Genomic DNA, 14,040 nt, shown 5'->3' on the forward strand with positions numbered 1-14,040 from the left:
CATCAACATCAATCCGAAAGTACGCGTCCAAATCATAACCAGAAAAGCTGAAGCAACTACATACGTAGCGGCTTTATTTATTGCATCTTATCCTTGTCAAAACTAAACTGAACGGATTCCGGCAGGTTATCCTTCTGGGCGATTGTCATGTTTTGCCCCCTGAGTGGTTACTTTATATCGGCGAATATTTTAATGCCCCTTGCCAATTACCCAATTCGCGCCCTTTTCTCTTCCCTGCCCCTACTATGATGACTTGCGCCATTATCGACGACGACGAAATCAACCGGCTGACGCTGGAGCACTACGTTGAGCTCACGCCCAATCTGAAGCTGGTGGCCTCGCTGGCCGATGGCATTGCCGGGCTCACGTTTTTCCGCGAGGGCAACAAAGTCGATGTCCTGTTTCTGGATATTGAGATGCCGCACCTCAACGGCCTGGAACTGCTGCGCGTGCTCTCCGACCCGCCCGAAGTCATCATCACCACCGCCCGGCAGGATTTTGCCGTCGATGCCTTCGAGCTGCGCGTGACCGATTATCTGGTGAAACCGTTCGACTTTGCCCGCTTCACGCAGGCGGTGCAGCGGGTGGCCTCGCGGCGGGCTCCGGCCACCGCAGCGGCCGCGCCCGCCGCCGACAGCCCCACCAGCGCCGACCTGTTTGTGAAGGTGAACAGCCGCATGGTGCGCATCAATTTCGATGAGGTGCTGTACGTGGAAGCCTTGTCCGACTACGTCAACATCGTGACGCCCAAGCACAAGTACATCGTGTACACCACGCTCAAGGCGCTGGAAAACCGGCTGGCGTCGTTCCCGAATTTCATGCGGGTACACCGCAGCTACTTGCTCAATACCCAGCACATCGAGTCCATCGAGGACAATACGGCCAACCTGAGCGGCGGCCACTTTGTACCCATCGGCAAGTCGTACCAGGAAGCCTTTTTTAAGGGCTTGCAGCGCATTTAAGCCTCCTCGGTAGCTTCGGGCACTTCGCTGTTCTGCACCTGCTTATACACCGGCAGCTCGTAGAATGGGCGGAGCAGGCGCACCACGTCCAGCGCATCGGCCAGGGCTTCGTGGGCCACTTCGCGCTCCAGGCCCGCCCGCGCCTTGCAGATGCTCATGCTGGGCAGGCGCGAGTCTTTGCGCCAGTTGAGGTAGAAAGCGGCCGGGTCGAGCATGGCTGGCTCGGCGCGCACGAGGGTGCCCCACCCGGGCAGCTCTTTGAGAAAGCCGAGGTCGAATACGGCGATGTTTTTGCCGGCCATGGTTACCGAAACGCAGTCGTGCTTATCTGGCCGGAAGCCGTGCAGGAGTAGGAATTCGCGCAGCTGGGGCAGCAGTTCGGCGGGCGTGCACAGCTCGGGGTTGGGCTCTTTTTGGGCCAGTTCCTCGAACAGGCGGGCATTGAGGGCAATGGCTCCGGCCGTGCCCGCATACTCGGGGTGGCGCACTACGCGGCGGAAGGCCGGCAATTCGGCCAGGGGCAGCGGGTGGCGGGAGTCTTCGACCACAGCGGCCAGTTCCAGGATTTGGTGGCGGGCGGGGTTCGGGCCGGAGGTTTCGAGGTCGAGGGAAACGTAGCGCATGGGCAGAGTGTACGGAAGCGGCCGGCCGGGCGGCTGACGGGCCGGAGCGGCAATTGTAGCCGGACGGGATTAAAAGCGTATTAAAAACACTGCTCTGCACTCCGGGGTTAAAAATGCGGTAGCAGGCCCGCCCACAATTTTACTGTTCCGCAATTCGTTCTTTTTCAGGCAAAACGCAATCCGTGAGATTGGGCATTCGTTAATTGGCTTACCGCCAGTGAACAGGCGACTGCTCAGTTTGCGCGCGCCAGGTTTCCTTTCGGGGCTCCCTCGCCGGCCATTCATTATCTTCGACTCTTAGGTTGATACCGCAGTCGCTACCCCGATGCGCAGTTCAGCCAGTTGCCTTTCCTCCATTGCTTTTTGCGGCATTGCGCATCCGCCTCCTTTCTCCAGCTACCCAGTACGGACGGAGCCGAGGCGAGCTATGTTCTTTTGCCTACATCGCTGCACCTAACCTGACCTCTCCATCCCAATGAAAACACTTCGTAGCATCGTGCCGGCGTTGGCGGTCACTCTGGGCTTTGGTGCGCCCGCGCTGGCCCAGCGCCCGGCCACTGCCCCTGATGCATTGGTAGCCAATGCCGTGGCGGCGGTCCAGCAGCAGTATAACGAGTCCTTCAAACACCACCCGCAGCTGTATAACGGGCCAGAATACGTGGACTACTCCCTGCGCTACAACGAGCGCATGGGCCATCAGTTCTTTCTGTCGCCCGACAGGCAGCCCGGCAGCGTGTACTACAACGAGCATTACTTCACCAACCTCCGCCTGGCCTACGACGTGGTGCTCGACCAGGTGGTGCTGCAGCAGCCCACCAACCCGCTCACGCTGCGGCTGGCTAATGAGCAGGTGCGCTACTTTTTCATCAACGACCACCGCTTTGTGCGGCTGGTGGCCGACAGCAGCGCCGGGGGCACCATTGCCACGGGCTACTACGAAATGCTGGTGGATGGCCCCGTGCAGGTGCTGGCCAAGCGGACCAAGCGCCTGCACGAGCAGCTGAGCCAGCGGCTCATCAACGCGGAGTTTGTGGGCGCCGACCGGTTTTTCATGCAGAAGGGTGGCACCTACTACGCCGTTACCAGCAAATCGGGCGCGGTGCGCCTGCTGGCCGACCACGGCAAGGAGGTGCAGCAATTCATCCGGGACAAAGATTTATCCTTTGGCAAGGAGCAACTGGGTAGCTCTTTGGCGCAGGTAGCGGTCTATTACAATACCCTGGCGCCACAATAGCTGCGACCGGCTTGTGGCCGACTGGGTACCGACGTTTCCTTTTTGCCTCTCCTCCTTTCTATTTTCTATGAAGCAAGCATATTCTATGTGGGTGTTGGTGCTGCTGTTGCTGGGCCTGCCGGTGCTGGCCAGCTACGGGCAGCAGGCGCCGCCCGAAAAAACGGTGAGCGGCAATTTTGTGCGGGTGCCGTTTGCGCAGTTTGCCAGCCAGCTCGAAGCCCAGACCAACTACCGGTTCTACTTCGACCCGAAGGCCGTGGACAGCCTGTTTGTGACGGTGCAGGTGCAGAACCAGCCCGTGCGCGCGGTACTCTACCAGGCCCTGCAACCCACGCCTTTCCGCTTCGGCGTGGATGCCCAGAACCGCGTATTTATTTCCCGCGGCACGCCCATCAACCCGGACCTGCCGCTCGATTTCTTCCAACCCCAGGGCGCAGGCGGTGTGGTGCCTGATTTTGAAGATGAGCCGGTGGCGAAGTCCGCCGGGCGCTCGCACCTGGTGAGCGCGGCCGAGTACAAGGTGTACGAAATTGGCCTGGCGGGCGGCGCGGGCGGGCAGGCTACGCTGGCCGGCCACATCCGCGACAGCAAGACCGGCGAGCCGGTGGTGGGCGCGTCCATCTACTCGGAGTCGCCCAACATTGGGGCCAGCACCGACCAGTTTGGGTCGTACTCGCTCACGATGCCAACCGGCCGCTACGACCTGAAAATCCGCGGCGTGGGCATCAAGAACACCCGGCGGCAGGTGGTGCTGCGCGGCAACGGCAAGCTGGAAGTAGAAGTGGACGAGGACATCGTGACGCTGAAGGAAGTGGTGGTGGAAGCCGAGAAGGACAAGAACGTATCGGGCCTGCAGATGGGCGTGGAGAAGCTCGACATCAAGACCATGCGCCAGGTGCCCACGGCCTTCGGCGAAACCGACATTCTGCGCGTGGTGATGACGCTGCCGGGCGTGAAATCGGTGGGCGAGGGCAGCACCGGCCTCAACGTGCGCGGCGGCGCGACGGACCAGAACCTGATTTTGTTCAACGATGCGCCCATCTACAACCCGTCGCACTTGTTCGGCTTTTTCTCGGCCTTCAACCCCGACATTCTGCAGGGCGTGGAGCTGTACAAAAGCGCCATTCCGGCCAAGTACGGCGGGCGGCTGTCGTCGGTGCTGGACATCACCACCCGCGAGGGCAACAAGAAGAAATTTTCGGGCTCGGGCGGCATTGGGCCGCTCACCAGCCGCGTCACGCTGGAAGGGCCGCTGGCCAAGGACAAAAGCTCCTTCATCATCAGCGGGCGCGCCAGCTACTCCGACTGGATACTGAAGCAGCTGCCGAGCAAGCAGTTTTCGCAGAGCGCGGCGTCGTTTTCGGACGTCACAGCCCACCTCAGCCACGAGTTCAACGAGAAGAATTCGCTCTACCTCACCGGCTACTACAGCACCGACCGGTTCCGGCTGGCCAACGACACCACCTACCACTACGTGAACCAGACGGCCACCCTGAAGTGGCGCCACAACTTCACCAACCAGTTCTACGGCGTGCTCACGGGCACCTACAGCCACTACGCCTACGACGTCACGAGCACCAACGACATCTTCACGGCCTCGCAGCTGAAGTATGCCATCACTCAAACCAACGCGCGGGCCGATTTCAGCTATCTACCTAACTCCCGGCACACCATCGACTTCGGCGTGAGCTCGCAGCTATACGACGTGGACCCCGGCAGCCTGCTGCCTCAGGGCGACTCCTCGCTGGTGAAACCCAACGTGCTGGCCAAGGAGAAGGGCCTGGAAAGCGCCTTGTATATCTCTGACCGTTTTGATATTACGCCGCGCTTTTCGGTGTCCATCGGGCTGCGCTACTCGCTGTTTCAGGCGCTGGGGCCGCGCGATGTGTACCAATACGAGCCGGGCGTGTCGCGCTCCGAATCGTCTATTATCGACACGGTGCGCTACGGCAACAACAAGGTGCTGGCCAAATACCACGGCCCGGAATACCGGCTGTCGGCGCGGTACTCGCTCAGCGACAACTCCTCCGTGAAAGCCAGCTATACGCGCACCCGCCAGTACATTCACCAGCTCACCAACACGGCCTCGGTGTCGCCGACGGATATCTGGAAGCTGACCGATGCCAACGTCCGGCCCCAGATTGGCGACCAGGTATCGGTGGGCTACTACCGGAACTTCAAGGCCAACACCATTGAGGCCTCGGTGGAGACGTATTACAAGTCGATGCGCGACTTTGTGGACTACAAGAGCGGGGCCACGCTGGTGCTGAATCCGCACATCGAGACGGATATCATCAACGCCCAGGGCAAAGCCTACGGCGTGGAAGTATTTGTGAAGAAGCTGACGGGCAAGCTCAACGGCTGGGTGAGCTACACGTACTCGCGCTCGCTGGTGCAGGTGAACACCGCCGTGACAGCCGACATGATTAACGGCGGCAATTACTACCCCAGCAACTACGACAAGCCCCACGATTTCACGATGGTGGGCAACTACCGCCTGAGCCGCCGCTTCAGCACTTCGCTGAACTTCAATTACAGCACGGGCCGGCCCATTACGCTGCCGCTGGCCAAGTACTACATCAACAACGCCTTGCGGGTATTCTACTCCGACCGCAACGCCTACCGCGTGCCCGACTACTACCGCGTGGACCTGGCCCTGAACATCGAGGGCAGCCACAAAGTGAAGAAGCTGGCCCACAGCTCCTGGACGGTGGGCGTGTACAACCTCACGGGCCGTCGCAACCCGTACTCCATCTATTTCCGGTCGTCGAACGGGCAAATCAAGGGTTACCAGCTGTCTATTTTCGGCTCGCCCATTCCGACCATCACCTACAACTTCAAATTCTAGATGCGCGCCTCGTCTCCCTTCGCCCGGTTGGCCTTGCTTTGGAGCCTGATGGTGCTAGCCGGCTGTACCGACCCTTACCTGCCCGAGGCCGTGCAAAACCCGCCCAGCTACCTGGTGGTCGACGGCTTCATCAACAGCAAGGGTGTCAGCACCATCAAGCTAACGCGCACTTATTCTATTGGCGCCAAAACGGCCCCGCCGGTGGAGGCAAAGGCCACTATGTACATCGAGGAGGAAGGCGGGCCGCGCTACCCGCTCGCCGAGAGCCCGGCTGGCACCTACACCTCCACTCCGCGCACACTGAACCCGGCCCGCCGCTACCGGCTGCACATCAGCACGCAGACCGGCAAGGAATACGCCACCGATTTTGCGCCTGTCAACATCACCCCGCGCATCGACGACTTTTCCTGGCGCGCCACCCCCGAGGGCCTGCAGTTCCTCATCAGCGCCCACAACGACGACCCTGCCGCCACGCGCTTCTACCGCTGGGACTACGAGGAAACCTGGGAAACCATTCCCGTCCTCATTCCCACGCTGGAATACCGCAACCTCGACCCCATTCCCCCGGGCGGCCTTTTTCCTATCACAACACGGTTTCCGCAGATTTGCTGGGGCAACGAGAAATCCCCGAACATTCAGATTGTCAATACAACCCGCCTGACCCAGAACGCGGTACGCGACTACGTGGTGCGCACCCTGCCCACCACCAACAGCCGGCTACGGCATGCCTATAGCATTCTCATCACGCAGTCGGCCCAGTCCGAAGCCGAGTACCGCTACTGGGACTTGATGAATAAAAACACCGAGAACATCGGTACGCTGTTCGACCCGCAGCCGGTGCAGCTCACCGGCAATGTGCACTGCCTGAACGACGATGCGGCGCTGGCCATGGGCTTTGTGGGTGTGCGCTCGGTGGAGCAGCAGCGGCTGTTCATCCGGCGCAGTGAGTTGCCGTTCGACTGGAAAGTTTCGAGTGGCTACGACAACTGCGTGCCCGATACCGTCATTCTGCGGAAAGAGATTATTCAGTCAGTTTTCGGGGGAGGGCAGAATGTGCCGCTGGCCTACATCCGCGGGGGGGTGCTGGGCATCGACCGCGACTGCGTGGACTGCCGCCTGCACGGTACCACCGTGAAACCCTCGTTTTGGCCGTAGACGCGGGGATTTTCTCTATCCAGGCCCAGCCGTTTCGGCCATTACTTACAACTTTCAAATTCCAGATGCGCGCCTCCTCCTTCTTCACCCCGCTGGGCCTACTCTGGGGCCTGTTGCTGGCCGGCTGTACCGACCCTTACCTGCCCGAGGCCGTGCAGAACCCGCCCAGCTACCTGGTGGTCGACGGCTACATTAACAGCAAGGGCAACAGCACCATCAGGCTAACACGTACCTACGCCATCGGCGCCAAAACGGCCCCGCCGGTGGAGGCAAAGGCCACGGTGTACATCGAAGAGGAAGGCGGCCCGCGCTACCTGCTCACCGAAAGCCCGGCTGGCACCTACACCTCCACTCCGCGCACGCTGAACCCGGCCCGCAACTACCGACTACATATCAGCACGCAGGGCGGCAAGGAGTACCAGTCCGGCTTTGAGGCTGTGCATAATACGCCGCGCATCGACGATTTTTCCTGGCGCCCTACTACCGATGGCCTCAAACTCTACGTCAGCGCCCACGATGCCAGCAGCTCGACCCACTTCTACCGCTGGGACTACGAGGAAACCTGGGAGAGCATTCCCGTCCTCATTCCGACGCTGGAATACCGCAACTTCGACCGCACGCCGCCGGGCGGCCTTTTCCCCATCACGGTGCGGTTTCCGCAGATTTGCTGGGGCAATGAGAAGTCGCCCGACATCAAGCTCGTGAACACCTCTCGCCTGAGCCAGGACGCCGTGCACGACTACGTGGTGCGCACCCTGCCCACTACCAGCAGCCGCCTGCGCCACACCTACAGCATCCTCATCAGCCAGTTTGCCCAGTCCGAAGCCGAGTACCGCTACTGGGAGCTGATGAAAAAGAACACCGAGAACATCGGCACGCTCTTCGACCCGCAGCCGGTGCAGCTCACCGGCAACGTGACTTGCCTGAATGACAACGCCGCGCTGGCCATGGGCTTTGTGGGCGTGCATTCGGTGGAGCAGCAGCGGCTGTTCATCCGGCGCAGCCAGCTGCCGTTCGACTGGAAGATTTCCAGCGGCTACGACAACTGCGTGCCCGATACCGTCAAGAAGCCCATCCTTTACCAGGCTTATTTCGGCACTCCCGACAACATCCCGCTGGCTTATGTGCCCAGCGGCGTACTGGGCATCGACCGCAGCTGCGTGGACTGCCGCCTGTATGGCAGCACCGTGAAACCCTCGTTCTGGCCGTAGCCTTTCCGCTTTGCAATCCGTCCTTTCTATGTTCATCCACTTGGCTAGTAAAACAAAACCACGCCTGACGCGTGCGGTAGCGGCTCTATTGCTGCCCCCGGCGCTGGGGCTGCTGGCCACCGCGCCCGTCCGCGCCCAGGCCGATTCTCTGGGCGGCCTCAGCCGCCAGCTCAGCCGGTACGAGCAGCGCGACCCGCACGAAAAGCTCTACCTGCACCTCGACCGGCCGGTGTACCTCAGCGGCGAAACCATGTGGTTTAGCCTGTACGCCGTAGACGGCACCTACTCCCGCCCGCTGCCCCTGAGCACCGTGGCCTACGTGGAGGTGCTTGACGCCCAGAACCGCCCCGTGCTGCAAAGCAAAGTGGCCCTGCAGCACGCGGCCGGCCACGGCTCGCTCGCCCTGCCGGCCGCGCTGGCGGCGGGCAGCTACCACGTGCGCGCCTACACCAGCTGGATGCAGAACTTCGGCCCCGAAGCCTATTTCCAGACCACCGTGACGGTTATCAACACCTTCACAGCTTCCGGAACGGCCGGCCGCGACTCGGCCACCTACGATGCCCGCTTCTTTCCGGAGGGCGGCAACCTGGTGCGGGACCTGCGCAGCAAAGTGGCGGTGAAGGTCACGGACCGGGCCGGCCACGGAGTGGCCGCCGAAGGCACGGTACTGGATAACAAGGGCGCGGTGGTGGCAACGTTCGCCACGGCGCGACTGGGCATGGGCAGCTTTTCCTTCACCCCCACCGAGGGCGGGCAGCCCTACAAGGCCGTGCTGAAACTCGGCAGTCCCGGCACCACCATCACCCGCCCGCTACCGCGCAGCTATGCGCAGGGCTATGTGATGAACCTCGCCGAAACCAGCCCCACGCAGCTGACGCTGACGGTGATGGCCAGCAGCCGCCAGCCGGAAACGCTGTTTCTGCTGGGCCACTCGCGGCAGAAAGTGGCCCTGACGCATCGGCTCGAATTGCGTGACGGCCAGGCCACTTATATCTTCGACAAGGCGCAGCTACTCGATGGTGTTTCGCACCTTACGCTGTTCACGGCCCAGCGCCAGCCGGTGTGCGAGCGGCTGTATTTTCAGGCCCCGCCCCACCGCCTGCCCGTGGTCGCCCGCGCCGACAAGGCGCAGTACACCACCCGCAGCAAGGTGAGCGTGCAGGTGGCCGCCACCGACGCGGCGCTGCCCGCCACCCGCCTGTCGATGGCCGTGTACCAGCTCGACTCGCTCACCACCGCCCCACCCGTGGCCATTGATGAATACCTCTGGCTCACGGCGGACCTGAACGGGCGCGTCGAAAACCCGGGCTACTACCTCACCGCCACCGACGCGGCAGCCCGCGCCGCCGCCGACAACCTGATGCTGACGCAGGGCTGGAGCCGCTGGCGCTGGGAAGACGTGCTGGCTCCCGCGCCGCGCCCCTTCGAGTACTTGGCCGAGCCGAATGGCCACGTCATTACGGGGCGGCTCACGCAGGCGGGCACCACCCAGCCGCGGATGGGCGTGGTGGCCTACCTGGCCTCGCCCAGCCTGGTGCCGCGCCTCAGCAACTCGGAAAGCACCGCCGACGGCCGCATCCGCTTCGAGTTGCCGTCGCTGACCGGCTCCCGCGAAATCGTGGTGCAAACCGACCCGCAGCAGGACAGCACCTGCCAGATTACGCTGCTCAACCCGTTTTCTACCCGCTACGCGGCCCAGCCGCTACCGCCGTTCGGCCTCACGCGCCGCTTCGAGCCCGACTACGCCCGGCGGCACCTGCAGGCCCAGGTGCAGCGCGTGTACCTCGACAAATTCCGGCGCCTGGCCCCGGCCGGGCCGGTCGACAGCGCAGCTTTCTTCGGCCAGGCCAACGAGACGTACCTGCTGGATAAGTACACCCGCTTCAAGGTATTGGAAGAAGTGCTGCGCGAATACGTGCCCGGCGTGGTGGTGCGCATTCGGAAAGACGGCTTCCACCTGCTGGTGGCTGACCGCGCCAACAAAGTGCTGATGGAGGACAACCCCATGGTGCTGCTGGACGGCGTGCCGGTTTTCAACATGAACAAGGCCATGGCCATCAACCCGCTCAAAATCCGGAAGCTGGAGGTAATTGATGGCCGGTATTTTCACGGCCCGGCCACCTACAACGGCCTGGTGAGCTTCACCACTTACAAAGGCGACCTGGAAGGCTTCGTACCCGATGCCCACGCGCTGGTGCAGCAATACGAAGGCGTGCAGCAGCACCGCGAGTTCTACGCCCCGCGCTACGACACGCCCGAAGCCACCCAAAGCCGCCTCCCCGACCTGCGCAACCTGCTCTACTGGAACCCGGACATCAGCCTGACCGGCGCGCAACCCAAGGCGCTGGACTTCTACACCGGCGACCAGGCCGGGCGCTACCTCGTGGTGGTGCAGGGCCTGGCCGCGAATGGCCTTTCGGGCAGCACCAGCTTCGTGCTGGAGGTGAAGCCGGCGCTGTAGGGTACGGCGGTACGAAGCCCGGAAAAGGCCCTGCTATCCACGAATAGCAGGGCCTTTTTTCGACCATCTGCCTTCCGCAACCGTACCTTCGTCCTATGTCCGACACCGCCACCGCCGCCCCCAAAAAGCTCTTTCTGCTCGACGCTTTTGCCCTCATCTACCGCTCGCACTTCGCGTTCAGCAAAAACCCGCGCATCAACTCCAAGGGCATGAACACGGGGGCCGTGTTGGGCTTCACCAACACGCTGGTGGAGGTGCTGCAAAAGGAAAAGCCCACCCACATCGGCGTGTGCTTTGATGGGCCGAAAAAGACCTTCCGCCACGAGCAGTTTGCCGAGTACAAGGCCCAGCGCCAGGCCATGCCCGAGGACATCGGCATCGCCCTGCCCTACATCAAGAAAATCATCCAGGGCTTCCACATTCCCATTCTGATGATGGATGGCTTTGAGGCCGACGACGTCATTGGCACGCTAGCCCAGAAGGCGGAAAAGGAAGGATTCGAGGTGTTTATGATGACGCCCGACAAGGACTACTGCCAGCTGGTGACGGAGAATATCAAAATCTACCGCCCCGCCTTCATGGGCAACGCGGCCGAGATTCTGGATGTGGCTCACGTGCTGGCCCGCTTCGAGATTGAGCGCGTGGAGCAGGTAATTGACATTCTGGGCCTGCAGGGCGACGCTTCGGACAATATTCCCGGCATCCCCGGCATCGGTGAGAAAACGGCCAAGACGCTCATTCAGAAGTACGGCTCGGTCGAAAACCTGCTGGCCCATACCGACGAACTCAAGGGCAAGCAGCAGGAAAACGTGCGCAACTTCGCCGAGCAGGGCCTGATGAGCAAGGAGCTGGCCACCATCCACGTCAACGTCCCGCTGGAATTCGAGGCCGACAAGCTGGTGCTGGATGCGCCCGACGAAGCCACGTTGCGCGAGCTCTTTGATGAGCTGGAGTTCCGGCAGCTGGCGGCCCGCATCCTGAGCGGCGGCGGGCCAGAGCGCACGCCCGCCGGCGTGGCCGCGCCCGGCAGCAAGCCGGTGCGCCGGCCCAAGCTGGTGCCCGGTGGCCAGGCCTCACTCTTCGGCAATAGCGAAGACGCGGCCGTGGCCATTGGCGCCGAAGAAGGCGAAACCGGCCAGTTTGGTGCGCCCGCCGGCCCGCGCAAGCGCCTCGAAGACGTGCCCTATAATTACCACCTCATTGACACGCCGGAGCTGCGCAAGTCGCTGCTCTCGTTCCTGTTGCAGCAGGAAGAGGTGAGCTTCGACACCGAAACCACCGGGCTGGATACCATGACGGCGCGGCTGGTGGGCCTGAGCTTCTGCTGGCTGCCGGGCGAGGCCTACTACGTGCCCGTGCCGGCCGACGACCAGGAAGCCACGCAGGCCATCGTGGATGAGTTCTGCCCGTTTTTCGAGTCGAAAACCATTCTGAAAATCGGCCAGAACATCAAGTACGACCTCACCATCCTCAAGCACTACAAGGTCAATATTTCGGGGCCACTGTTTGATACGATGCTGGCCCACTACCTCATCGAGCCCGACATGCGCCACAACATGGACGTGCTGGCCGAAACCTACCTGCACTACTCGCCGGTGCCCATCACCGACCTCATCGGCCCCAAAGGCAAGAAGCAAATCACGATGGCCGACCTGCCCCCGGCCGCCGTGAAAGACTACGCCTGCGAGGATGCCGACGTGACCCTGCAGCTCAAGCACGTCTTCGAGCCCATGCTGAAAGACCTGGGCCTGCTGGGCCTGCTCAACGACGTGGAAAACCCGTTGGTGCCGGTGCTGGCCGACATCGAGTACGAGGGCGTGAAGATTGACAGCGTGGCCATGGGCGAATATTCGGCCGAGTTGCAGGGCTACATCGCGGAGCTGGAAACCCAGATTTTCCGCGAGGCCGGGCAGGAGTTCAACATCGGCTCGCCCAAGCAGCTGGGTGAGGTGCTGTTCGACAAGATGGACATCGGCAAGGGCAAAATCAAGAAAACCAAAACCGGCCAGTACGCCACCGGCGAGGAAATCCTGAGCCAGCTCGCCGCTGAAAACCCCATCGCCGCCCTCATCCTCGAATACCGCCAGCTCACCAAGCTGCGCTCGACTTACGTGGAGGCCCTGCCCCAGCTGGTGAGCGTGGTAGATGGCCGCGTGCACACCAGCTTCAACCAGGCCGTGGCCGCCACCGGTCGGCTTTCCTCTACGAATCCCAACCTCCAGAACATTCCCATCCGCACGGAGCGAGGGCGAGAAATCCGTAAAGCCTTCGTGCCGCGCGATGAAAACCACGTGCTACTGGCCGCCGACTACTCGCAGGTGGAGTTGCGCATCATGGCCGACTTCTCGGGCGATAAAACCATGATTGAGGCCTTCCGTCTGGGTCAGGACGTGCACACCAGCACGGCCAGCAAGGTATTCCGCGTGCCGCTGGAGGAAGTGGATTCGGAGATGCGCCGCAAGGCCAAAACGGTCAATTTTGGCATCATCTACGGTATTTCGGCCTTCGGGCTGGCCCAGCGCATCGGCATCAGCCGCAAGGAAGCGACGGATATTATCGAGACGTATTTCCAGGAATTCCCGAGCGTGAAGGCGTTTATGGACGACAGCATCAACCGCGCCCGGGAGCTGGAATATGCCGAAACGCTGCTCAAGCGCCGCCGCTACCTGCGCGACATCAACTCGCGCAACGCCACGCTGCGCGGCTACACTGAGCGCAACGCCATCAACGCCCCCATCCAGGGCACGGCCGCCGACATCATCAAAATGGCCATGATTAACATTCACCACTGGCTGCGCGAGGAGAAGCTGGGCACCAAGATGATACTCCAGGTGCACGACGAACTCGTGTTCGACGCCGTGGCCGAGGAAGTCGAATACATCACGCCCAAAATCAAGGAGCTGATGACCACGGCGCTGCTCCTACCCCACGGCGTGCCGCTGGAAGTGGAAGTGGGCTCGGGTAAGAACTGGCTGCAGGCGCACTAAGGCAACGGAGTCGTCGCCTTTCATACCTCGACAACTTTACAATCAAAGAATTGAACATATGGGTATTCGCTGAAATCCTCCTATCTTGTCCGGAGCCAGTCGGCGAACATTTCATTCATTCTTTTTTTCTGATTTCTAATGGTCCCCACCCCCATTCACACCCATCTGAGCCACGAAGTAGAGGACTTCGCCACCTGGAAGCAGCACTTTGATGCCGGCGCGGACCTGCGCGACAAGCATGGCATCAAAATCCACGGCGTGTACCAGGCCCACGACAACCCCAACATGGTGACCGTGCACGGCGAGATGGCCAGCCCCGAGTCGCTGCAAAACTTCATGGCCGACCCCCAGGCCGCCGAAACCATGCAGACCGCGGGCGTGAAGGGCCGCCCCGACATGAAGCTCCTGCGCCGCCATTCGTAAGCAATGGTGTTGGTGAACAGCCGCCGGCATGCGCAGCGCGCAAGCCGGCGGCTTTTTATTGCCCAGCGCAAGGCTCCAGGCTCCGCCACGGCATCGATACTCGTACCGGGGTGGCCGGCTCGCCGTATAGCAAAGC

Annotated in this window: 9 protein-coding genes; 8 read left to right on the top strand and 1 reads right to left on the bottom strand. The window is 61.8% G+C overall.

Annotated features, from left to right (window positions below):
* Nucleotides 1-245 precede the first annotated feature (245 nt).
* On the top strand, nucleotides 246-962 hold the full coding sequence (locus ACYU70_RS19865) for a LytR/AlgR family response regulator transcription factor (RefSeq protein WP_342296172.1): 717 nt from the start codon (nucleotides 246-248) through the stop codon (nucleotides 960-962).
* Here ACYU70_RS19865 and ACYU70_RS19870 read toward each other — a convergent pair.
* Nucleotides 959-1,585: a 3'-5' exonuclease gene (locus tag ACYU70_RS19870; protein ID WP_342296171.1), complete on the bottom strand. Its 627-nt coding sequence runs from the start codon at nucleotides 1,583-1,585 to the stop codon at nucleotides 959-961. The genes ACYU70_RS19865 and ACYU70_RS19870 overlap by 4 nt on opposite strands.
* A gap of 475 nt (nucleotides 1,586-2,060) precedes the next feature.
* Between ACYU70_RS19870 and ACYU70_RS19875 the strand changes: the two genes are divergently transcribed.
* The 7 genes from ACYU70_RS19875 to ACYU70_RS19905 all read left to right on the top strand — a co-directional run bounded on the left by ACYU70_RS19875 (nucleotide 2,061) and on the right by ACYU70_RS19905 (nucleotide 13,904).
* Nucleotides 2,061-2,819 carry a hypothetical protein gene (locus tag ACYU70_RS19875; RefSeq protein ID WP_342296170.1) on the top strand — a complete coding sequence of 253 codons (759 nt, stop codon included), beginning with the start codon at nucleotides 2,061-2,063 and terminating at the stop codon, nucleotides 2,817-2,819.
* A gap of 67 nt (nucleotides 2,820-2,886) precedes the next feature.
* On the top strand, nucleotides 2,887-5,667 hold the full coding sequence (locus ACYU70_RS19880) for a TonB-dependent receptor (protein WP_342296168.1): 2,781 nt from the start codon (nucleotides 2,887-2,889) through the stop codon (nucleotides 5,665-5,667).
* A complete protein-coding gene (locus ACYU70_RS19885; RefSeq protein WP_342296166.1) occupies nucleotides 5,668-6,822 on the top strand; it encodes a DUF4249 domain-containing protein in 1,155 nt (384 codons plus the stop codon).
* Between the two features lie 65 nt (nucleotides 6,823-6,887).
* The gene (locus ACYU70_RS19890) at nucleotides 6,888-8,033 is read left to right on the top strand and encodes a DUF4249 domain-containing protein (protein WP_342296165.1); all 1,146 of its coding nucleotides are present in this window, start codon (nucleotides 6,888-6,890) and stop codon (nucleotides 8,031-8,033) included.
* A 40-nt stretch (nucleotides 8,034-8,073) separates the two neighbouring features.
* On the top strand, nucleotides 8,074-10,494 hold the full coding sequence (locus tag ACYU70_RS19895) for a hypothetical protein (protein WP_342296163.1): 2,421 nt from the start codon (nucleotides 8,074-8,076) through the stop codon (nucleotides 10,492-10,494).
* A gap of 95 nt (nucleotides 10,495-10,589) precedes the next feature.
* A complete protein-coding gene (polA, locus tag ACYU70_RS19900) occupies nucleotides 10,590-13,481 on the top strand; it encodes a DNA polymerase I (protein WP_342296161.1) in 2,892 nt (963 codons plus the stop codon).
* 138 nt (nucleotides 13,482-13,619) lie between these two features.
* On the top strand, nucleotides 13,620-13,904 hold the full coding sequence (locus ACYU70_RS19905; protein ID WP_342296159.1) for a hypothetical protein: 285 nt from the start codon (nucleotides 13,620-13,622) through the stop codon (nucleotides 13,902-13,904).
* Nucleotides 13,905-14,040: the final 136 nt, after the last annotated feature.

The organism is Hymenobacter segetis (genome assembly GCF_054776495.1).